The sequence below is a fragment of the Roseibium sp. SCP14 genome (assembly GCF_040329475.1).
GTDB lineage: Bacteria > Pseudomonadota > Alphaproteobacteria > Rhizobiales > Stappiaceae > Roseibium.
In genome coordinates this window covers 1355196-1376747 of record NZ_JBDZYH010000001.1, presented here as the reverse complement: position 1 = coordinate 1376747, position 21552 = coordinate 1355196, and the positions used below count along the sequence as shown (strand labels likewise).

The following is a 21552-nucleotide window of genomic DNA, read 5'->3' as shown; positions in this document are numbered from 1 at the left end:
AGAAGCGGTCACCCTGCATCCTGATCGCTTCTCAGTTTGCTTTCATCAATGCTGAGCGAAAGGACGAGGCCGAAGACTGCAATTGCCAGCCCGAACCAGAAGGCGGAGTGCAGTCCGGAAGAAAAGGACTGGCGAACCGCTTCTGCAATGACGTCTGCTTCCTTCCCGCTGAAGCGGGCGAGAATGGATTTGATTGCCGGATCTTCCAGCGTCCCTGCAGCAAGCAGCCGCATGTCGTTTTGAGACAGCGTGAGATTTGCGGACGCAAGCGTGCTGGCGACCTGCCGTATTGCCGCTGAAAACATCAATGCGGTTGCACAGGCAATGCCAATGGCCCCGAGCCCCAGGTGAAACATGAAGGAAAGGCCACCGGCGAGGCCTGCACGTTTCGGTCCAACAGCATTGACGGCAGCAGTTCCGGCAGGTCCGAAGGCGAGTCCGCCACCGACCGCCACTGTCACCATCACCGGAACAAGCCCCCAGTAGCCCCAGCTTTCCTTCATGAGCAGCATCAGGATGCAGCAGATAATCAGAAAGACGTGACCAATCGCCAGGAGTTTCCTGGGACCGACAGAATTGTAGTAGTTGCCGACTGCAACGTTCATGATGGATATCGGTACGCCGAGCGATAACATGCCGAGGGAACCCCAGAAGATGGACCAGCCGAATACTTTCTGCATGTATTGCGGCAGATAAAGCATGCACAGAAACAGGACGATGGCAGGCAGGCCATTGAGCGCGAGCGTTCTGACGAACTGATGATTACGCATCATCGGCAATGGAACCATTGGGTCCTTGACCTTGCTTTCCACAAATGGAAACAGCGCAAAGCAGGCAAGCGCAACGCTGAACAGGGCGATTGTGACCAGTCCGGTCCATCCGTAGTCCGCGCCGAGATCCATTGCGAACAAAAGGCAAAACACCGCGATTCCCAACGTTACCATGCCGGCAAAATCCACCTTTTCATCCGTGGCATGTTCGGTTTCGCGCGCGACAAGTCGGTACATGAGCGCGGCCGAAAGGAACGCGAAAACCGCATTGAACACAAAGAAGGCGCGCCAATCGCCGATTTCGGCAAGCGTTCCCGCTATGAAGGGCGCCATGGCATTTCCACTCGCCACGGCTCCCAGGAGTATGCCGACGGCGGCTCCGCGTTCGTCTTCGTCCACGCAGGTTGCGGCCAGGGCCAGGAGACAGGGCCATATGAAGGCCGACCCGATACCTTGTAGGGCTCTGGCAAAAATCAGAAAGGTTACGTTTGGAGAAAGGACGCACCCCAAGGAGGCGGCGCCGAATATGCCAAGACCCAGAAGAACGTATTGGCGATGACCGAACATGTCGCCAAGCCGCCCTCCGGAAACAAGGCACATGGAAAAGGCAAGGGCATAGGCATTCAGAACCCATTGGGTGGTCGTGATGTCGACGGAATATTCCCGCTCGATTGGTGTGACCAGGAGCATGGCACCGGTAAAGTCTGTTCCAATGACAAACGCCGGCACTGAAACCGCCGCCAGAACACGTTTCGCCTTGCCATCCATACGCCCCTCCCGATGCCGTCGGAGTTACCCTACGGTAGGAAAGACGGTAAATACAACCGGGTAAATCGTTTACAAATGAGAGGCTTACGCCAGTTCATCTTCGGAAAGACCGGTAACCGGAAGGGTTACCAGTGCGATTCCGGGGTCATCCGGGGACGTGCCAATCGAGAAACCCAGTGCCTGACACATCGAAATCATCGACGTGTTTTCCTTCAAAACCTCGCCCTTGATAACTTCGATCCCATCAGCCTTGGCATATTGGATGATGAGTTTCATCAAAGCCCAGCCGAGGCCGGTCCCCTTCAGGTCCGAGCGGACCATGACCGCATATTCACCTGTCTGGTGATCCGGGTCTGCATGCAATCGCACAACGCCGACCATTCGGCCGTCGTCCGGGTCCACGGCGGTAAAAGCAATGGCTCTTGCATAGTCGAGCTGCGTCAGGCGCGCGAGAAATCGGTGACTGAAGTCACGGACCGGGGCGAAAAAGCGCAGGCGTAGATCTTCCGGCGTGACCGCTTCGAAAAACGCCTTGAACAGATCTTCGTCTTCAGGCCTGACCGGGCGAACGAAAACCTTTCGCCCGTTTTTCAACGTCAGTTCCTGTTCCCATTCTTGCGGGTAAGGCGTGATCGCAAGTCGGGAGCCGCCGGTTCGCCCAGGACGCTTTTCCGGATGACAAAGCGTCATGCGGGCATCAAGAGCAATCAATCCGGAGGGCAAGGCGACAATCGGATTGATGTCCAGTTCCTGGATCTCGGGAATGTCGATGGTGATCTGCGACAGCTTCACAAGAGCCTCGGCAATCGCGGCCTTGTCGAGCGCGGGACGTGAGGGACCACCTTCCAGCAGGCGGGAGATCCGCGTCCGGTCTATCTGGGCTTCGGCGAGATTGAGGTCGAGCGGCGGCAGTTCCAGCGCAATGTCTTCACTTTCTTCAATGGATGTTCCGCCGTGTCCGAAGACCAGCACCGGGCCGAAGTCAGTCGTTTCCGCCAGTCCCATGTAAAGCTCAAGACCGTGACGGTCCTCAAGCATCGGATGAATGGAAATCCCGGCAATACGGGCATCCGGGTAATTTCGTCGAGTGTTTCTGATCAGCTCTTCTGAGGCCGCCTTGACCGCATCAGGACTTTCAAGGCCCAGGCGGACACCGTCGATCTGGGACTTGAAGGGCAGGTCGGGGGAAACCAGCTTTGCAACGCAGTGCTTTGCTGTTTCGAAGAATGGCCGCGCCAGGCTGGCTGCTTCCTCGGCGGTCGTCGCCATTTCGGTGGCCATGATGGGAAGGTCATAAGCTTCCAGAACCTGGCACACGTCATGCGGGCTCAACCAGCTTCGCCCCTCTTCGAGGGCTTTTTCAACGATGGAGCGGGCCCTGCTGACATCCGGCGAAAAAGTTGTCGGCAGGCTGGGAGGAGCTGCCATCAGAAACTCTCGCGCCTGGGCATCATGCGCCAGATGCATGAGGCTGCGGGCTGCTTCCGCCGGGCTGGCGTAATTGGGGATCTTTGCCGCCGACAATTCTCCCCTGATCACACCGTCTCCGCCAATCAGTCCGGCAACCAGAGCCTTCCGGCGTCCTGTGCGCCTACGGTCGGTCGTGGCAGCCTTGACGACTGCATCGGCAATCACCTTTTGCGGCTGGAAGGCGCTCGGAGCCTGCAGCACAAGTGCACCATCGACCTGTGTATCCTTCAAAACGGTGGTTATGGCCGTCGTGATTTCTTCCGGAGTGACGCTCTCGCGCAAAATGACAGACCCGTTTGCTGCGGGTGTTTCGTCCAGGTCGGGAAAATCACGGCTGAGGTCGGAAAGATCGGCGCGTGTCTGCGGACTGAGGTCAGCGAACTCTCCGCGGAGGTCCGTCAGCCGATCCACCGCCAGGCTGGCTAGGCTTCGTCCATTGGCAATCACCGCCAGCCGGTTACAGCGTGGAACCCGGATATGCGACAGGGTTTCCAGGGCTTCGAACATTTCATCGAGATCGTAGACGCGCAAAAGTCCGGTTCGGCGAAACACCGTCTCGTAGACAAGGTCGGTCTTTGCAAGACGTCCCGCATGGGTTCTTCCGGTTCCGCCGGTATCCAGGCTCTTGCCTGAACGGATCACGATCACGGGCTTGCTGCGCGCCGCCGCTCTTGCGGCTGAAATGAACTTTCGGGGAAAGGCGATGCCTTCCAGGTGCAGGACGATCGAACGGGTTCGGTAGTCCTGCGCGAAATAATCGATCAGGTCGCCGAGATCGACATCGATCCGAGCGCCAAGAGACACGACGGCGGAAAATCCGGTATTGTGCGTCTTGGCCCAGGAAAGGGTTGAGTTGAGAACTGCACCCGACCGGGAAAAGAACGCAATGTCGCCCTTGGTGGGCGGTTCAGCGCTCAAAAGCGCATTGAGCTTGCTGGAGGGAACGGCAAGTCCAAGGCTTCCGGGGCCGATCATGCGAAGATTGGTTTTTCTGGCTGCCTCTCGGCAGGTCTGCATAAGCGGTTCGGGCCAGACTTCATATCCAGGCGAGGGGATGAGGACGGCGCGGGTTCCGCCTGCTCCAAGTTTTTCGATTGTCTCAGGCAGCGCTTCCGCCTTGGCGAGATAGATCGCAAGGTCCGGCATCTGGTCCAGCTCGTCCAGCCCGGACACCTTCTGGCCTTTGAAAGGTACGTCTTCGGCAATCCCGATCAAGGTCACCCTGTGTCCGGTTTCGATGTCCTGAAGGCACTCGATCAGCTTGCCGGTCAGGACGCCGGCGTGACGGCACGGTCCGATGACGCCAATGGTTTTGGGAGAAAAGAAACCTTCGAGATTGCGAATGGTCACTTTGGTGGTCCTTTCCATGGAGCCGGAAACAGCACCGGGACACTCAGACACATAAGACAAAAATACCCGCGGACCAGATGTCCGGCCCGCGGGTGGTGTTCACGCCGGAATTCCTCAGTGTGCCATCAGGACCGGAACGGTCATGGCTTCCAGAATTTCCTTGGTTGCACCGCCAAACAGGAACTCGCGCATGCGGCTATGGCCGTAGCCACCCATGACCACGAGATCGTTGCCGTTATCCGAGACATAGTTCAGCACCGTGTCGCCGATACCTGTCTGCGGATTGGTTATGACTTCGATGGTCACGTTCATGTTGTGGCGGGCGAGATAGTTCGCGACTTCGGCTCCCGGCTGGCCGTTTTCGCGAGACGACTTCTTCTCTACCACCAGAACGGTGATGTTGGTGGCTCTTTCAAGAACCGGAAGGGCTGCATGGATTGCGCGGGTTGCGGTGGAACTGCCGTCCCAGCCGACAAGAACGTTCTGCGGCTGGAATGCGGTGCTGCCGATATAAGGTACCAGCAGAACCGGAGCGCCGCTTTCGAACAGGATCGTTTCGATCAGCAGTTCGCGCATCGGCTCCGGCTGGTCCGGATTGGACTGGCCGATTACGACCAGGTCGGTCGGACGGCAATGAACAAGAACATTTTCAAGCGGGCCACCGGTGAGGATCTCGGCAAGCCGGCTCTCGCTGTTGACGGCTGCAAGACGGGCGAGCTCGTCGAACTCCTTCTTGGCTTCATTGGCAGCCGCAACAGCCTGATCGTGCGCAGCCTGAAGATAATCGACCGGCATGGGCGCGGCCGCAAAGGCGGGGACGACAGGTTCGAAAGATACCGCCAGTCCGGTGACATGCGCATCGTAGTTGCGGCCGAATTCCAGTGCGTATTTCGCTGCGGGCTGATCCCCGGCAAGATCAAGGACGGTCAGAATATCTTTAATAGGCATGTATCCCTCCTAAGGGCGGCAACATTGCATCGAACCAGTCTAGAGCAGCATCCAATCGATCTGAGTCGCAACCTTGAACAGCCAGATCGGAGAATCCCGCTCTATCGTTTTACAAACGCAGGCAAATTTGTCTCAGCATTCAAAACCGGATCGGCTCCGGATGTCGAGAGTCCGCCCTTGTCAAAATTCTACATAACACGCATTGCTGGCGTCCTTGACGCGTATCAATTCAAATCCCCGCAAAAGTCGACTGCTGGCGATGGCCGGGAAAATACGCAATAACAGGGAACGTCCATGACGCGACGAAGAAGAGGTCGAAGTGAACAGAGCCTCGCCAAACGGATCGAGATGACCGAAAAACGCTCCAATCGCTGGTTCTATCTTGCATTGCCGCCCCTGCTCATGGTGGTTGCGGCGTTCGTGCTGGTCGAGCTGTTCATGGATCTGGACGAGGACAGTGCTGACCGCAAGGCCGCCGAACGCCTGACGCTCTATCGACAGACCATTTTGGGCGAATACCAAAAATACCGGTATCTGCCTTACATGATCGCCAGGGACCCGAGAGCCACCTCGGCGCTCGGGCTCGGTCAGCCGGTGGAAAGCGCCAACCGTTTTCTTGAAGAAATGGCGGAAAATTCCGGAGCCGATCTTCTCTATGTGATGAACGCGGAAGGTACCACACTGGCGGCCAGCAACTGGCAGGACCCCTTGTCTCTGGTCGGCCGCAATTATGGCTTTCGCCCCTATTTCAAATCCGCCATCAATGGCCAGGAAGGCCAGTTCTTTGCAATTGGAGCAACGCTTGGGGAGCCCGGACTGTTTTTGGCCCGGCCAACCCCGGTCTCCGGGCAGCCTCTGGGCGTGGCTGTGGTCAAGGTCGACATGCGGCCTCTGGAAGAGGCCTGGGCGGAAGGCGGGGAGACCGTCTTTGCGTCTGACGCGAACGGCGTGATTTTTCTTTCAAGCCATCCGGAGTGGCGCTACAGCACGCTTGCGAAACTGCCGGAGGAAATCCGGCAGACAATCAGCGCCACACGGCAATATGGCGGACAAACTCTGCAACCGGTCGGCGAACAGTCCTTGCACACAAAGGACCTGGTCACGATTGGCGGCAAATCGTTCCGTCACAACTCGGCTGATGTCGGGTTGCTCGGCTGGACATTGCATTTTCTGGTTCCTGTCGAAGAGACCCGCAAGAGTGTGCTGCCGATCTGGGCGGCGACAATCACGCTCTGCCTGATCTACCTGGTCATCGTATTGGTTCTGCGCGGCCGCAGATTGCGCAAGACCTCGGTCCAGCTGCGTCAGGAATCGGCTGACCTCAAGGAGCTGAACACGCGTCTTGTTGGAGAAATTCAGGAACGCCGCCGGGTGGAGAGTGAGCTTCTGGAGGCCCAGAGGGGCCTGGCGCGGTCCAACAGGTTGGCAGCAGTCGGCGAAATGTCGGCTGCTGTCGTGCACGAGCTCAGTCAACCGCTCTCGGCGCTCAGGATGTTCGTTGCCGGAACGCGCAAGTTTCTGGAAAAAGGCGACACCCGGACTGCGTCGGAAAATCTCAACGAGATAGATTCCCTTCAAATGCGCATGGCCAGCCTGACCCAGGAACTTAAGCGTTTCGCGCGGCCTGGCGAAAGCCGGATTGAGAACATCGATCTTCGTGAGAGCATTCGCACGGCGGAAAAAATCGTTCGGCCAAGTTTCGAGGAAACCGGTGTTTGCCTGAAGCTGCTGCTTCCCGATCAGCCGCTCGAGGTGGAAACGGCGCCTCTTCGGGTGGAGCAGATCCTGGTTAATCTGCTTAGAAATGGCGCAGATGCAGCCGCCGCTGAAGAAGAAGGCGAAGTGCTGCTGGTGGCCGGTCTCGCGGGGAACCAGGCGCTGCTTGAAATATCAGACAACGGCCCCGGGATCCCTGATGATCTGCGCGAGCGTATTTTCGATCCCTTCTTTTCCACCAAGACCAGTTCCGGCGGTATGGGACTGGGGCTCGCAATCTCCATGCGCCTTGCCGAGGACCTGGGCGGCAGCTTGTCAGTCAGGGCGAACACGCCTAAAGGAGCCTTGTTCGAGCTTTTCCTGCCGGCCTTGGCCAGCGAAACCTCCGAGCACAACCGGAACCGCGGACAGGAACCCGAAGCTGCCGAATGACCGAACCTTTGGACAAGACCCCCGTATTGATCGTTGATGACGATCCGTCCATGCGGGCAGCTCTTCGGCAGTGGATACGACTTGCCGGTTTCGCCACGCGAGAGGTTGCGACATCGGACGAGGCCATGGCGAAACTCTCTGCCGGCTTCGACGGTTGTGTCGTGTCTGACGTGATGCTGGAAGGTGAGGACGGCGTTTCGCTGTTGCGCCGCATTGGCGAGTTGGACCGCGACCTGCCGGTCATTTTGATCACCGGTCATGGCGACGTTCCGATGGCGGTCGAGGCAATGCGCGCCGGGGCCTATGATTTCGTTGAAAAACCATTCGACCCGGATCACATTGCCGAAGTTGTCCGTCGTGCATGCGACAAGCGAACCCTGGTTATGGAAAACCGGGCCTTGAAATCACAGATTTCGGACGGCGCCGGACTGGAGAGCCGTCTGATCGGTAACAGCCCCGCCATGCAGACGCTCCGGCAGCAGATCCTGCATTTTGCCGGAACGGATGCAGCTGTGTTGATCACCGGTGAGACGGGAACCGGCAAAGAAGTGATCGCACAGGCCCTGCATGATTTCAGCCACCGGAAGGATGGGCCTTTCGCCGCGATCAATGCGGCGGCGCTGCCTGAGACGATGGTCGAGGCAGAACTATTCGGCCACGAGGCAGGCGCCTTTACCGGGGCGGACCGGCAGCGTGTCGGCCGGATCGAGGCGGCAAATAGCGGTGTCCTGTTTCTCGATGAAATCGTGTCCATGCCCCTCGGCCTGCAACCAAAGCTTCTGCGGGTGTTGCAGGAAAGGAAAGTCGACCGGATCGGCGGAACCCGTCCTGTCGATGTCGATATCCGCCTGATCAGTGCTGCAAACATGGACCCGAAGGACGCCGTCAGGTCGGGACGATTGCGTGAGGACCTGTTGTTTCGGTTGAACACGATCGAACTCACGGTGCCGCCACTTCGTGAACGGGGGCGCGACAGCCTGCTCCTGTTCGACACTTTCCTGAACCGGTTTGCGGTTCAGTACGGAATGGACAGTCCGGCAACCACTGCTCGGGACGAAGCTTTCCTGCAGACCTATTCCTGGCCTGGAAACGTGCGCGAACTTCGCAATGCAGCCGAGCGTTTCGTTCTCAATGCAGGGGTAAGTCCACAACCTCTGGAAGTGCTGGTGACCGGACGCGGAAATGCCGGTGCGAAGCCGGTCGACGGCGGCCTGAAGGAATTGATGGACGCCTACGAGCGCAGTCTCATCGAAGGGGCGTTGCGCCGGCATGGCGGGCATATCGCGGAAGTGATGAGAGAACTCAATCTTCCCCGGCGTACCTTGAACGAAAAGATGACCAGGCATGGACTGAGCCGGGAGATGGCAGGAACGCCGGAGCCGTCGGAAGACTGACCGTCGGCGAGAATCCGCCGATGCGACTTCCGGATCGGCAAGATCTTGCCGAGATGCGCTGCAGCATCATCAGGATGCGGCATTGAGAAACGCAAATTTCTCTCATTCAGCTGTTGTCAACGCAATCTGGCACGGGTCATGCTTGTGGTCCCGCGACTTGGCTCGGGTCTGTTCCGCGATACGCGTTCAGACTGAGTGGCCAGGGAATGGGGCTAAAATGATCTGGGAGGATTGCATGCTCTTTTCACTCAAGTCCGCAACCGCGGTTTCTGCGGCCGCGCTGTCGCTTGTATTTGCTACCGAAACTTTTGCTGCTGACGTAACCTGGAACGTTTCGCTTTGGGGTAAGCGCCGGGCGTTCACCGAACATGTCGAGAAGCTGGCCGAAGAAGTGGCCGCGAAGACCGACGGCAAGTTCGAAATCAAACTGCATTATGGTGGCGCGCTTTCCAAATCCCGCGAAAACCTCGACGGTATTTCTTTCGGCGCGTTCGAAATGGCGCAGTTCTGCGCTTCCTATCATGCCGACAAGAACCCGACTCTGACTGTTCTTGAGCTGCCGTTCCTGGGCGTCAATGACCTGGAAACCGAGGTCAAGGTCTCCAAGGCTCTTTATGAGCACCCTGCCGTTCAGAAGGACTTGGGACGCTGGAACGCCAAACTGCTGATGCCGTCACCGATGCCGCAGTACAATTTTGCCGGCAAGGGCGATGCTCCTGCGTCGATTTCCGACTTCGACGGTATGCGTGTGCGTGCGCTGGGCGGTCTCGGCAAACTGATGAGTGCTGTTGGCGCCGTGCCAACATCCGTTACTGCGTCTGAAACCTATCAGGCAATTGATTCCGGAACCGTCCAGGCCGCCGGATTTGCTCCGCATGCGCATCTGGCCTTCAAGGTAGTGGAAGTTGCCGACTGGTGGACCAAGAACCTGAACCCGGGCACGGTTCACTGCCCGATCGTCGTCAACACAGACGCTTACGCAGCACTTCCGGACGATTTCAAAGCAGCGCTTGACGAGTCCGTCGATCCGGCACTCGCCCATTATCTTGATACCTACGCGAAGGTATACGACAAGTGGTGGCCTGAACTGGAAAGCCGCGGCGTCCAGCAGGTTGAGTTCACCGACGAGGAACTGTCTGCATTCGCCGACAAAGCTGGCCCGATCCACGATGCATGGATTGAAGAGCAGACCGCCAACGGCCTTCCGGCTCAGGAACTGCTCGACATGGTCAAGAAGACCATCGCGCAATAAGCCCTTAAAGCTGGCTTGACCTCAATGCCTTCTGGCGCGTGAAGCGTATGCGTTGTGCCAGAAGGCCCTGCTCGGGGCTGACACTCATGATGACAACTGATACTGGCGGACGTTCCGGCGCGGAACGTCCGGCCACCTATATTCGCTTTGACGGCTGGCTTGGCCATGTCGAAAACGCCTTCAACATGTTCGCTGCGTTCTCCATTCTGGCCTTGATGTTGCTGGCGGTTGCCCAGGTTTTCGGGCGTCTCTTCTTCAACACCCCAATTCCAGGTTTTATCGACATCACCGAACAGGCCATGGCGATTTTCGCTTTCGCCGGTATTGCTTACTGCCAGCGCGTCGGTGGACATATCCGTATGGAGATCGTTCTCGGAAAACTCCATGGCCGGGCGCTTTACATCTGCGAGATGATCGGGGTCATTCTGATTGCCTTCACAATCGCATTGCTGATCTGGGGGTCCTGGTTCCACTTCGACCGGTCTTGGAACATCGGTGACAGCACCATGGATATCCGCCTGCCGACCTGGCCATCCAAGTTGATGGTTCCGGTGGCCTTCAGCCTGCTTTTCCTGCGTCTTCTGATGCAAATCTATGGCTACGCGCGCCTCGTTGCCGATCCGTCGCGTGCACCTGTGGCGGTGCCGGTGATCGAAAACGTCGAGGAAGTCGCCCAGCACGAAATCGAAGAAGCTTTCGGTGAAGAAGTTGCAGAAGGAGAGACCAAATGACCCCGTTCGAAGTTGGCCTCCTCATGACCGGTGTTTTGCTGGTCCTTGTTGTTCTCGGTGTCCGGGTCGCCTTCGCGGCAGCCTTTACCGGCCTTGTTGGCCTGATCATCCATTTTTCCATGAAAATGGGCTTTGAACGCGGTTTCTTCGTCGCGTTGAAGATGGCGGGAACAATCCCGCACTCGAAATCGGTGACCTATGCCTTGTCGGTTCTGCCGACATTCATTCTGATCGGCTTTCTCGCCTTTTATGCGGGGTTCACCAAACAGCTTTTCGAAGCGGCAAAGCGTTGGCTCGGCTGGCTGCCGGGCGGAATGGCCGTGGGAACCGTTTTCTCTACCGCCGGATTTGCCGCTGTTTCGGGGGCGTCCGTCGCGACCGCTGCCGTATTCGCCCGCGTGGCAATTCCGGAAATGCTCAACGCGGGATACTCCAAGCGTCTTTCATCCGCCGTGGTGGCTGCCGGTGGCACGCTGGCCTCGCTGATCCCGCCATCCGCCATTCTGGTTATCTACGCCATTCTGGTGGAGCAATCCGTTGGCAAGTTGCTGATTGCAGGGTTCCTGCCCGGTGTGTTTTCCGCGCTGATCTATGTCGGCATCATCGTCGCCGTTTCCGCCTGGCGGGGCGATGCGCCACCGGTCAAGGGCTACTCCTGGATGGAAAGGATCGAGAGCGTACCAGGCACGTTGCCGATCATTGCCGTCGTGGCAATCATCTTCTGCTCTTTCTTCTTCGGATTGGCGACCCCGACCGAGGCGGGCTCTCTCGGAGCCTTCGTGGTTCTTGTCGTAGCATTTGCCAAGGGTATGAAGACCAAACAGCTTGGTCAGGCGCTGCATGAAACCGCCAAGCTCACCGTCATGATCTTCACGTTGATCTGGGGCGTTCTCGTCTATGTGCGCTTCCTGGGCTTCGCCGGGCTTCCCGATGCGTTCAAGGACTTCATCGTGGGCCTGGAGTTCTCGCCATGGGTGGTGATGATCTGCATCCTGCTGGCCTATGCGGTGCTTGGCATGTTCATGGATGCCATCGGCATGCTGATCCTGACCTTGCCGGTCGTTAATCCGGCGGTGATTGCACTTAATGGCGGTGAAAGCGTTTCTGCTGCGGACAGCGCCTTCGGCATGTCCGGAGAAGCCTGTGCGATCTGGTTCGGTATCCTGGTGGTCAAGATGGCGGAGCTCTGTCTGATAACACCACCCATAGGCTTGAACTGTTTCGTGGTCTCCGGTGTGCGTCCCGACATTCCGGTTCAGGAAGTCTTCCGAGGATGTATCCCGTTCTTTGTCGCCGATGTTCTGACGATTGCCGGCCTTCTGGCCTTTCCGTCGATCATCACGATCCTGCCGTCGCTGATGGGATAACGCGAGCAGACAAGCGCTCAAGAAAAACGCCACTGGAAGATTTCCCCAGTGGCGTTTTTTCTGCCTCAAGCTGATCGCGCGGACGCTCCCCCGTAAGATCAATCGAAAATATGCGCCTGACTTTGCACGGAATCGAACTGGTTCGGCCCGTTCGTACCAGGGATGAAACCGTTCATGATGAAGATGTAAAGTGCGTAGATAGACCCGACAATCGGGATGAACATGATCAGGAGATAAAACCCGGACTTGCCCCGGTCGTGGCTCCGCCTGACTTCAAGCGACCAGTATGAAAGCGTTAGGACAGCAAAAATAGCCAGATGGATCAGCCCGCTTTGGGTCGTGAACAGCGCCATACCGAGTTCTGCTTCGGAGAGTTCCATCGCCCCGTTCGGAAGCTGGTTTGCAAACGAAAAGAGGACGGCGATTGTCAGGACAAAGCGGAAAATACCGATCGTCCAGTACTGCGCACGGCCAATCCGGCCCTTGAAGCTGAAAAACAGACCAAAGGCAAAACCCAACGCTTTGGCGATCGAGAAATCGTCTTCTTGCCCGAAGGAGACGGAACCGCCACCAGCGGCGGCATAAGCGGGCATTGCCGGTCCCGGTGCATAATCCGATTGCCGCTGCCTTACCTGCGGCACGGTCCGTTGCGCCAGACCGCGTTTGCCAAATTGCTTTTGCTGCATAGTCCAAGTGCCCCGCACAAACGTCAAAACTGAATTTGACGCTAGGGCAGGTGTCTTAAGATTGCGGAAAGCAAGTAGGTCAAAAAACGGCGTACAAAACCATTCAAATTTTAAAAGAGATTGCCCTGATCTTCCGGTGCGGAGGGGACAGGGCCACTGCTTTTCTTCGGTTTCGATTTTTTCGGCTTGGAGGACGCGCTGTCGCTCATGGCAACAGCATCCACCGTCCCGTCTGCCAGCTCAATGGAAAGTGCAGCGCCTGAGGCGACGGACGCTGCCGAGCGGACCGGTTGACCGCTGTCATCGCGCACGACCGCATATCCACGTGCCAGAACATCCTTGTAGGAAAGTGATTTCAGAAGTTTCTGCAAGCCATCCAGGCGTGCCGTTTCATGCGTGAGGCGCGACAGGTAAGCCCGGTCGAGCCGGTCAGCCAGTCCTGTAAGCCGTTCCTTGCCGAGCACGGCCTGCTGGCTGAGCCGGGCAGGGGTAAGGCGTGCTGCAAGAGCAGCATAAGCCTGCCGTTTCTGGTTGACAGCGACCTGCAGCGCTCGTTGCTGGCGATCGCTGACAACGATCAGATCCTGCCGGGCTTTCGAGCTGAGCCGCGAAAGCAGAATTGGAGACAGACGGCTGGACGCGTTCTGGAAGGATGTGCGGTGATGTTTGGTATTGACGATCAGTCCGCGTTCCAGGCTGCTTGCGGCTGTATCAAACCGCTGTCGCGGCAAGGCGAGAAGATCGCGTGGAGCGGGCAAAGCGGCGCTGGCAGCCCGGAGTTCCGTCCGCCGCCCGGTGACAAAGCGCACGAGGCCGGAGTTCAGCCGCCGCGACCGGTCATCGACCATCGCCATCAGCTCGGCCTTCACCGGGACGGCGATTTCGGCGGCGCCTGTCGGGGTAGGGGCCCTGAGATCGGCGGCAAGGTCGATCAGTGTCCAGTCAGTCTCGTGGCCGACGGCCGAGATCAGCGGGATCTGGCTGTCAGCGGCAGCGCGGACAACGGCTTCCTCGTTGAAACCCCACAGATCTTCGATGCTTCCACCGCCCCGGGCAACGATCAGCAGATCCGGTCTTGGGATAGAACCATCCGTCGGCAAGGCGTTGAAGCCGCGTATGCCGTTGGCAACTTCCGCACCCGATGTTTCCCCCTGGACGCGAACCGGCCACACCAGCACATGGATCGGGAACCGGTCGGATATGCGGTGCAGGATGTCCCGGATGACCGCACCCGTCGGCGAGGTGACCACGCCGATCACCTTGGGCATGGGGGGCAGGCGTTTCTTGCGCTCTTCGGCAAACAGACCTTCGGCGGCGAGCTTCTTCTTGCGCTCTTCCAAGAGCGCCATCAGCGCGCCTGCGCCGGCAGGTTCGAGTGCGTCGATGACCATCTGGTACTTCGACTGGCCGGGGAAGGTGGTGATCTTGCCTGTGGCGATCACTTCCAGACCCTGCTCCGGCTGAATTTTCAGCTTGGAAGCCACGCCGCGCCAGATAACGCCGGAAAGCACCGCACGGTCGTCTTTCAGGTCCAGATAGATGTGTCCGGACCCTGGTCTCGAAATCCGGCCCAGCTCTCCGCGCACACGGACATATCCGAAGGCGTCTTCCATGGTGCGCTTGATGGAAAACGAGATTTCGGAAACGGAAAATTCGGCGACGTTGGAGCTGGATTCGGACACTGATGATTCCCTTTGTCTTAGGGAAAACTGGCCATAATGGGATTCGGCGTCAAGAGGAGGCGGAGCCTTGACCGGATTTGCCTACAGAGCTTTGTGTGTAAGTGAGCACTTCCTCGATAGTTGCCAGAACCTTTTTCTCTCCGAAAGCCTCCACCAGTTGCAGCCGGCTGTGTGCGCCCGGGTCGTCCAACATATGCGCGAACAGAAGTTCGACATTCTTTTCCGCAAGTTCCTCCCGAAGGGTCTTGAGTGTCTGAAGGGCGGTGAAGTCGACGTCATCAACACAGGATATGTCGACACAGAAGTATCGAAGACCTTCGTTTCGCTGCGTCGTCAACTTCCTGATTTCCACGGCCATCCGATCAGCATTGGCGTAATACATTGAGTGGGTGAAGCGGTAAATCATGACGCCGGATGCGGCAAACGCCAGGGATTTCAGCGGTCTGGCATGCCAGATACCTGCCGCATCACTGGTCAGGAGTAGATTGACCGGTCGATATCCGTGCCTGGTGTGCACGATGAGCGACATCATGATCGCAAGCACGATGCCCGGGCCGACACCAGCAGCAACCACCACGATGATGGTCGCCATGGAAACCCAGAATTCCGGACGCCTCGTGCGGTAGATCTGTCTGAGGCCCTTCAGATCGATCAGGTCAACTCCGATGGTGAAGACCAGTGCGGACAGAGCAGCTTCCGGCAGGTCGGCCAGCAAACCGGTAAAGAACAGGAGAACCAGCAGGACAACCGCCGAGGTGACAAGCATGGAAAGCTGCGACCGGCCGCCGGCGCTCTCAACCATCTGGCTCTTGGTGGGGCTGCCGTTGACGACAAAGGTTCCGGTCAGACCGGCGCCGAGATTTGCCAGGCCGAGCGCACGCAGATCGGTGCTTTCATCGAGATTTTCTTCATATTTCGCTGCATAGGCACGCGCTGTTGCAGCGCTTTGCGCCAGGATGACCATCAGCATGGCAAGCGCGGTCGGACCAAGCTGCCAGATGAGACTGAGCGACCAGTCGACCTTCGGTAGCGAGAGATCGGGTAGGCCGTGAGGTACGCTTCCGACAACGGAGAGCCCGGATTTCAGATCCAGATATCTGCTCGCAATCGTTGCCAGCGCCAGGGCGACAATTGCTCCCGGGATCGTCTTCGAAATGAATTTCAATCCGAAAATGATGACCAGAACCCCAAGGGCAATGATCGTCGCGGTGAGGTTTGCGGAGGAAAGCAACGGCAACAGTTGCGCAATGCTCTCCAGCCCGTCGGCATGGGGCAGTGTAATCCCAGTCATGCCTGACAGCGAATGCAACGCCACCTGAATGCCGACCCCTGTCAGAAACCCGGTCAGCACGGTTCGGGACAGAAAATCCGCCATGAAACCGATCCGCGCAACACTTGCCGCAATCAGCAATACGCCGACCATTAGCGCGAGAAATCCCGCCAGGGCGAGATAATGTGCCGACCCGGTGGCGGCCATTCCAGCAATGCTGGTCGCGAGGATTGCCGCCGTCGCTGAATCGGCCCCAACCACCAGATGCCGCGACGATCCGAACAGGGAAAAGAGCGCCATCGGCAGCAGCAAGGTATAAAGCCCGGTGATAACCGGTGTTCCGGCAATCTTTGTGTAGCCCATCACTTCCGGGATTGCGATTGCGGCAAGTGTCAGTCCGGCCAGGACTTCAGGTACGATCCTGCCGCTGGAGACGGGCAGGATTCCGGCGAGGCACCAGTTGCTCAGTTTCAATCCGGTCACTCTTTTCCCTGTTGCGGTGATGGTGGCGGCGAATGAGATTTCTGCCGAGTAAATCGTTCAAAGTGAATGCAACCTGAAAGCGTTGATGCCTATCGTGAGCAATCGAGGGGCAAAAGACAACATGCGCGGCCAGGGAGTTGGAATATCGAAACATGTGAAGCATTTGCCGCTTTCGCCGATCCGCCTTGAAACCCTCACAATCGAACGCCTACGTTCGATGCATGGGAAAATACGAGTTCAAAATGCAGCGACTGTTTTTAAGGCATGTCCTTGCCGAAGGGGCACGAATCGACGCTGATCGCAGCCAGGCCAATTACCTGATGAATGTGTTGCGGCTGAAGGACGGCGACTACGTTCTGGTTTTCAACGGCAGCGATGGCGAATGGCTTGCCAAGATTTCCAGCAGCAGCCGCCGCGAATGCGTTCTGCTTGTGATGGAACGCACGCGCGAGCAGACCGAACGCAACGATCTGATGTACATGTTTGCTCCGCTCAAACATGCCCGCCTCGACTACATGGTTCAAAAGGCGGTCGAGATGGGCGTGGGCAGTTTGAAGCCGGTCATGACACAGCACACGCAGGCAAGCCGGGTCAATCTGGAGCGCATGGAAGCCAATGTCATAGAGGCTGCGGAGCAATGCGGCGTGCTGTCCGTTCCGGAGGTTCTGTCGCCGCAATCTCTCAAGGATGTTTTGGCGGTGTGGCCCGAGACACAATCCGGCCGCCGCTTGCTGTTCTGTGATGAATCGGAAGGCACGCACAATCCGCTGCTGACGCTGGCGCAGATGAAGGATGTCGGGCCACAGCCTCTGGCGGTTCTGATCGGGCCGGAAGGCGGTTTTTCCGAAGAAGAGCGCGCCGAGTTGCACAGTCTGGATTTTGTTACGATCATACCGCTCGGTCCCCGCATCCTTCGGGCCGACACCGCCGCTGTTGCGGCACTGACCGTTATTCAGGCAACGGTGGGCGACTGGAAATAGACTATGGCGCAGGACATCCTTCCACCAGACAGCCGGTCAGCAGGCGCAAAACCGGAAGTGACTGGTGAGAAGGCGGCGGCAGAACACGTTTCGAAAAAGCGCAAGGTTCGGGTTCCGGTGGGAGTGGCCCTCGGACTGGTTTTTTCGCTTTTGCTCGTCGTTATTTGCGGCATCATCATCATCTACATGGCTTCAGCGGACCGCCGGATCGCGGGACGGCTTCTGGATGAGCAGGCCTTGGCGGTCCTGAACGGCAACGAGGCCGCCTTGAACATGTTCTTCAGCGAGCAGGAGCAGCTCTATCGGGCGATCGCCGTTCATGCCAGGGAAGCGGATGAGCAATTCGCAGATGCCGACCTGCAGCCGTACTACAGGCTCCTTCCGGAAGGCGTGGAACTCGAGCTTGGCCGAATGGTGATGAGCGAGGAGCCAGCTGACGAACTGCCGACTGTTTCCTGGTCGGAGTTTCGTTTTGAAGAAGGGGTCGCGACCGCCGTCAAGGCTGCCGAGCTGGATCTGGGCAATGGCCAGACGCTGATCGGCTATTACCCTCAATCCGTCTTCGTTTCGATTGCCGAAGCAATGACATGGGAAGGACGTCAGCAGGTCTTCCTTCTTTCCGGCCGGGAACAGGCGATCGTGATCGATGGTCTTCCTGAAAGCGATTTCCACGCCAGCCCTGAAAAGCCCTTGCCGGATCTGGCCGGTCTGACAGCATCCCCGTTGCACCTGTTGTGGCAGAACCAGCAGCGTGCACACGATATGGCGGGTGAGATCGACGGGCGGGTTTTCCCCGGCAATGACGGCATGTATACGGCCATTTTCACGACTGTGGAGACAGGTCCGGCAAAGGGGTGGATTGTCGGCACTCTTTATAGAGCCGAACAGTTTGGTGCTGCGCTCGATCAGACCCGGATCGTTCTCTACGCAGCAATCGTTGCATTGGCAGTGGGGGCCATCCTTTCCTTTACCGTCGGTCGCATGCTTGGCAGGCCGCTTGCCCGTCTGGCGCACACTGCAGCGGACTTACGGCAGCTTGATTTCGAAGCGGCGGAACGGTTGCCGCGGTCGCGGCTGGTGGAGCTTGATGATGTCAATCAGGCCTTCAACGGCTCCATAGGTGCGCTTAATGCTTTTGCGAAATATGTTCCCAGACAGCTGGTATCGCGCCTGATCGAAGAGGGCATGACACGTTCTCGCAACATCGAATTGCGCGAAATGACGATCATCTTTGCCGATCTTGCCGGGTTCACCAATCTTGCCTCGCATTTGTCAGCCGAGGAAACGGCCTCATATCTGAACGACTACTTCGAAACCGTCTCGCAGGCGATTGTGGAATGCCACGGCACCATCGACAAGTTTCTGGGAGACGGTGTCATGGCCTTCTGGGGCGCGCCGTCCGACCAGCCGGACCACGCCGCCATGGCAATCGAGGCGGTCAGGACGCTTGCCGGACGGATCGAAAATTCACCGATTGCCGATATGCGGGTCAGGATCGGAGTTCATACCGGCAAGGTTGTGGTTGGCGATATCGGTTCGGCGGCCAGGATGAACTACACGGTGATCGGCGACGCCGTTAACGTCGCTGCTCGTCTGCAGGAATACGGCAAGCAGGTAGATCCTGAGGCCAAGGTGATTGCACTTGCAAGTGGTGAGACCATGTCGCGATTACCCAAGGGTTTCAGTGCCACAAGTCTCGGTCCGGTTCATCTGCGCGGGCGGGAAGAGGCGTTAACAGTCTTCAGAATTGCGTGAACAGTGCGTTCAGCGTTTTCCTTGCTTGCATTCTGCTTTCAAGACTCCTAAATCACGCAAACTCAAAAGCGTTTTGTAAAACGCGCCGGATCACTGCGGTTTGTGGGACGTTTCGACGTTTCGACTGACGGGCCGCGCAGCAATTTAGGACGGTTTCATGGCCCGCGATACGGTCGATACCACACCCATTGAAACTGTTGCGGATCTGGCCGCAACGCTTGAAGCAGGCTGTAAGCCGGAAGACCAGTTCCGGATTGGCACCGAACATGAAAAGTTCGGTTTTTGCCTGAACGAGTTCACCCCTGTCCCGTATGAGGGAAAGGGTGGGGTCGAAGCGGTCCTGACCGGCATGGAAATGCTCCTCGGATGGGAGCGCATCGAAGATGCCGGCAAGATAATCGGATTGGCGGACGATCATGGCGGTGGCGCGATTTCAATCGAGCCGGGCGGCCAGTTCGAGCTTTCCGGTGCACCGCTTGATAATCTTCACCAGACCTGCCGGGAAGCCAATCAGCACCTGGCCCACGTTCGTCAGGTTGCCGAACCGCTAGGCATCGGCTTTCTGGGCATCGGCATGGCGCCGACCTGGACGCGCGCGGAAATGCCGCGCATGCCCAAGTCCCGCTATGACATCATGACCAACTACATGCCGAAGGTCGGTTCTCTCGGCCTCGACATGATGTACCGCACATCCACCATTCAGGTGAATCTGGATTTTGCCTCGGAGGCAGACATGATCCGGAAAATGCGGGTCGGTCTTGCGCTTCAGCCGATTGCAACAGCGATTTTCGCCAACTCGCCCTTCACCGACGGCAAGCCCAACGGCTTCAAATCCTTCCGCGCTCAGATCTGGACCGACACCGATGCGGACCGGACAGGAGACATGCCGTTTGCCTTCGAAGACGGGTTCGGTTTTGAGAGATATGTCGACTGGGCGCTCGATGTGCCGATGTATTTCGTCAAGCGTGGTGCGACCTACTACGACGTTACGGACACAACCTTCCGCCAGTTCATGAACGGGGCTCTGGAAGGCAGAGTGCCGGACGCAACGCCGAGCCTTGGCGACTGGAACAATCATCTGTCGACGCTGTTCCCGGATGTCCGTCTGAAGAAATATATTGAAATGCGCGGTGCCGATGGCGGCCCGTGGCGGCGCATTTGTGCCTTGCCCGCCCTGTGGGTAGGTCTGCTTTATGACAGCGGCGTTCTGGATCAGGCCTGGGAGCTGGTCAAGGACTGGTCCGAGGAAGAACGTGCCGCACTGCGCCGGGACGTGCCGAAAACCGCGCTTCAGACCACGTTCAGGTCAGGAACCGTTCTCGATGTAGCCAAGGAAGTGCTCGCATTGGCACAGGAAGGTCTCAAGCGCCGCAACCGGCTGAGCGACGGTGATCTTGATGAGCGTGTGCACCTTGCGCCGATCGAAGAAGGGCTCGCGTCCGGCATGTGTCCGGCAGACATTCTTCTCCAGCGCTACAACGGCTCCTGGAACGGTGACATCACCCAGGTGTTCCGGGAATACGCCTACTAACGCGCATTCCCTGGAAGGGTTGAAAACTTGTTGTGGGCGGGGTCTGTCGGTTAGAGATCGTACGAATTGACCTGACGCCCGCAACAGTTCACTCTGGTTGACACGTTCATGGCTTGGGCAGGTCTTGTTTCTCAGGACCTTGTGCCAGATCGACCGGAGCATTGCGATGATTGGTGGCGACAAGACCGCTCCCCCGTTTGATGTCTTTTCCCTGGCTGAAGATGTCCGTGACCGCTTTGGCTGGTCGAATGAAGACCTCAGCAAGGTGATGGAGCAGCTGATGCCGGCGGCCTTGAACGGGTTCCGGTACTTTGGCGGAGCCGTTCCCGGTTTTACGGAGTTTCTGGGTCAGCCTTCACCTTTTACGGATGCCGTGCAAAACCCCTTTGCTGGCTATGCGGGGTTGATGCAAAACCCGACGGAAGCTGCGCTGACACCGTTTTTCGGTCCCGAAGTGGTTCAACAGGCATTGGCTTCTCAGATTTCAGCGCTGACCGGACTGCAGAGCGACGCCATTCAGGAAATGATGCCGGTTGCGGCGACCCTTGCGATGGGGCAGATCGCGCGACCTTTCGTTCATGGGGAAGCCAGAAATCTTCTGGATGCCTACATGCGTGGGTTCGCACGAGGACGTCCGAAACCGCAGCCAACCCCGGTCGACTATCTGCAAGGCTACACAGATGCCATGCAATCCTTCTGGGACGCCTTTCTGCAACCTGCGAGCATCGTGCCAACCGAAGAAGAACCAGAGCCGGAACCCGAACCTGAGGAAGAAAACGTTCCAGCCGAATCAACCACTGAGGCCGACAATGTGTCCGAGCTTGATGAAATGGTTTCGGGCTGGATGGCGGCAGGCAGGGATTTCCAATCCAGCCAGTTCAAGGCATTCGACAGTTTCTTCGAAAAGGCGTCCAAGGACCTGCGGGATCAGTAACCTCATCGAGTGAAGAAATGCTGTGGTAGCAAA

At 57.9% G+C, this 21552-nt stretch carries 15 protein-coding genes; 9 read left to right on the top strand and 6 right to left on the bottom strand.

The features are described from left to right. Positions 1-8 precede the first annotated feature (8 nt). The 3 genes from ABLQ08_RS06325 to ABLQ08_RS06315 form a co-directional block, all read right to left on the bottom strand. On the bottom strand, positions 9-1538 hold the full coding sequence (locus ABLQ08_RS06325; protein ID WP_352940269.1) for an MFS transporter: 1530 nt from the start codon (positions 1536-1538) through the stop codon (positions 9-11). An 84-nt stretch (positions 1539-1622) separates the two neighbouring features. Beyond that, entirely contained in the window at positions 1623-4358 is a 2736-nt protein-coding gene (locus tag ABLQ08_RS06320; protein WP_352940268.1) for a bifunctional acetate--CoA ligase family protein/GNAT family N-acetyltransferase, read from the bottom strand. Between the two features lie 114 nt (positions 4359-4472). Further along, positions 4473-5306: a universal stress protein gene (locus ABLQ08_RS06315; protein WP_352940267.1), complete on the bottom strand. Its 834-nt coding sequence runs from the start codon at positions 5304-5306 to the stop codon at positions 4473-4475. 294 nt (positions 5307-5600) lie between these two features. Here ABLQ08_RS06315 and ABLQ08_RS06310 point away from each other — a divergent pair, with 294 nt between their 5' ends. The 5 genes from ABLQ08_RS06310 (at position 5601) to ABLQ08_RS06290 (ending at position 12198) form a co-directional block, all read left to right on the top strand. Next, positions 5601-7454: a sensor histidine kinase gene (locus ABLQ08_RS06310; protein WP_352940266.1), complete on the top strand. Its 1854-nt coding sequence runs from the start codon at positions 5601-5603 to the stop codon at positions 7452-7454. Next, entirely contained in the window at positions 7451-8848 is a 1398-nt protein-coding gene (locus ABLQ08_RS06305) for a sigma-54-dependent transcriptional regulator (protein WP_352940265.1), read from the top strand. Before ABLQ08_RS06310 ends, ABLQ08_RS06305 begins: the two co-directional genes overlap by 4 nt. A 235-nt stretch (positions 8849-9083) precedes the next feature. Beyond that, on the top strand, positions 9084-10100 hold the full coding sequence (locus tag ABLQ08_RS06300; protein ID WP_352940264.1) for a C4-dicarboxylate TRAP transporter substrate-binding protein: 1017 nt from the start codon (positions 9084-9086) through the stop codon (positions 10098-10100). Between the two features lie 86 nt (positions 10101-10186). After that, positions 10187-10831, top strand: coding sequence for a TRAP transporter small permease subunit (locus tag ABLQ08_RS06295; RefSeq protein ID WP_352940263.1), 645 nt, complete (start codon positions 10187-10189; stop codon positions 10829-10831). Beyond that, a complete protein-coding gene (locus tag ABLQ08_RS06290) occupies positions 10828-12198 on the top strand; it encodes a TRAP transporter large permease (protein ID WP_352940262.1) in 1371 nt (456 codons plus the stop codon). Before ABLQ08_RS06295 ends, ABLQ08_RS06290 begins: the two co-directional genes overlap by 4 nt. 98 nt (positions 12199-12296) lie before the next feature. Here the strand turns inward: ABLQ08_RS06290 and ABLQ08_RS06285 are convergent, their stop codons facing one another. The 3 genes from ABLQ08_RS06285 to ABLQ08_RS06275 all read right to left on the bottom strand — a co-directional run bounded on the left by ABLQ08_RS06285 (position 12297) and on the right by ABLQ08_RS06275 (position 16319). Next, positions 12297-12884: a DUF805 domain-containing protein gene (locus ABLQ08_RS06285; protein WP_352940261.1), complete on the bottom strand. Its 588-nt coding sequence runs from the start codon at positions 12882-12884 to the stop codon at positions 12297-12299. A gap of 110 nt (positions 12885-12994) precedes the next feature. Then, the gene (gene xseA / locus ABLQ08_RS06280; protein WP_352940260.1) at positions 12995-14566 is read right to left on the bottom strand and encodes an exodeoxyribonuclease VII large subunit; all 1572 of its coding nucleotides are present in this window, start codon (positions 14564-14566) and stop codon (positions 12995-12997) included. A 49-nt stretch (positions 14567-14615) separates the two neighbouring features. Next, positions 14616-16319: a SulP family inorganic anion transporter gene (locus tag ABLQ08_RS06275; RefSeq protein ID WP_352940259.1), complete on the bottom strand. Its 1704-nt coding sequence runs from the start codon at positions 16317-16319 to the stop codon at positions 14616-14618. 221 nt (positions 16320-16540) lie between these two features. Between ABLQ08_RS06275 and ABLQ08_RS06270 the strand changes: the two genes are divergently transcribed. From ABLQ08_RS06270 to ABLQ08_RS06255, 4 genes are all read left to right on the top strand, one after another. Next, positions 16541-17299 (top strand): 16S rRNA (uracil(1498)-N(3))-methyltransferase, encoded by a 759-nt coding sequence (locus ABLQ08_RS06270; protein WP_352940258.1) that lies wholly within the window; start codon positions 16541-16543, stop codon positions 17297-17299. A gap of 3 nt (positions 17300-17302) precedes the next feature. Next, a complete protein-coding gene (locus ABLQ08_RS06265) occupies positions 17303-19054 on the top strand; it encodes an adenylate/guanylate cyclase domain-containing protein (RefSeq protein WP_352940257.1) in 1752 nt (583 codons plus the stop codon). 157 nt (positions 19055-19211) lie between these two features. Then, a complete protein-coding gene (locus ABLQ08_RS06260) occupies positions 19212-20585 on the top strand; it encodes a glutamate--cysteine ligase (protein WP_352940256.1) in 1374 nt (457 codons plus the stop codon). Positions 20586-20751: 166 nt separating this feature from the next. Further along, positions 20752-21519 (top strand): DUF937 domain-containing protein, encoded by a 768-nt coding sequence (locus ABLQ08_RS06255; RefSeq protein WP_352940255.1) that lies wholly within the window; start codon positions 20752-20754, stop codon positions 21517-21519. Positions 21520-21552 lie beyond the last annotated feature (33 nt).

What these genes read in the sequence shown, in the direction of transcription:
- ABLQ08_RS06325 (WP_352940269.1), bottom strand. Translation starts at nt 1,538, where the DNA reads ATGGATGGCAAGGCGAAACGTGTTCTGGCGGCGGTTTCAGTGCCGGCG.
- ABLQ08_RS06315 (WP_352940267.1), bottom strand. Translation starts at nt 5,306, where the DNA reads ATGCCTATTAAAGATATTCTGACCGTCCTTGATCTTGCCGGGGATCAG.
- ABLQ08_RS06310 (WP_352940266.1), top strand. Translation starts at nt 5,601, where the DNA reads ATGACGCGACGAAGAAGAGGTCGAAGTGAACAGAGCCTCGCCAAACGG.
- ABLQ08_RS06305 (WP_352940265.1), top strand. Translation starts at nt 7,451, where the DNA reads ATGACCGAACCTTTGGACAAGACCCCCGTATTGATCGTTGATGACGAT.
- ABLQ08_RS06300 (WP_352940264.1), top strand. Translation starts at nt 9,084, where the DNA reads ATGCTCTTTTCACTCAAGTCCGCAACCGCGGTTTCTGCGGCCGCGCTG.
- ABLQ08_RS06295 (WP_352940263.1), top strand. Translation starts at nt 10,187, where the DNA reads ATGATGACAACTGATACTGGCGGACGTTCCGGCGCGGAACGTCCGGCC.
- ABLQ08_RS06290 (WP_352940262.1), top strand. Translation starts at nt 10,828, where the DNA reads ATGACCCCGTTCGAAGTTGGCCTCCTCATGACCGGTGTTTTGCTGGTC.
- ABLQ08_RS06285 (WP_352940261.1), bottom strand. Translation starts at nt 12,884, where the DNA reads ATGCAGCAAAAGCAATTTGGCAAACGCGGTCTGGCGCAACGGACCGTG.
- ABLQ08_RS06270 (WP_352940258.1), top strand. Translation starts at nt 16,541, where the DNA reads ATGGGAAAATACGAGTTCAAAATGCAGCGACTGTTTTTAAGGCATGTC.
- ABLQ08_RS06265 (WP_352940257.1), top strand. Translation starts at nt 17,303, where the DNA reads ATGGCGCAGGACATCCTTCCACCAGACAGCCGGTCAGCAGGCGCAAAA.
- ABLQ08_RS06260 (WP_352940256.1), top strand. Translation starts at nt 19,212, where the DNA reads ATGGCCCGCGATACGGTCGATACCACACCCATTGAAACTGTTGCGGAT.
- ABLQ08_RS06255 (WP_352940255.1), top strand. Translation starts at nt 20,752, where the DNA reads ATGATTGGTGGCGACAAGACCGCTCCCCCGTTTGATGTCTTTTCCCTG.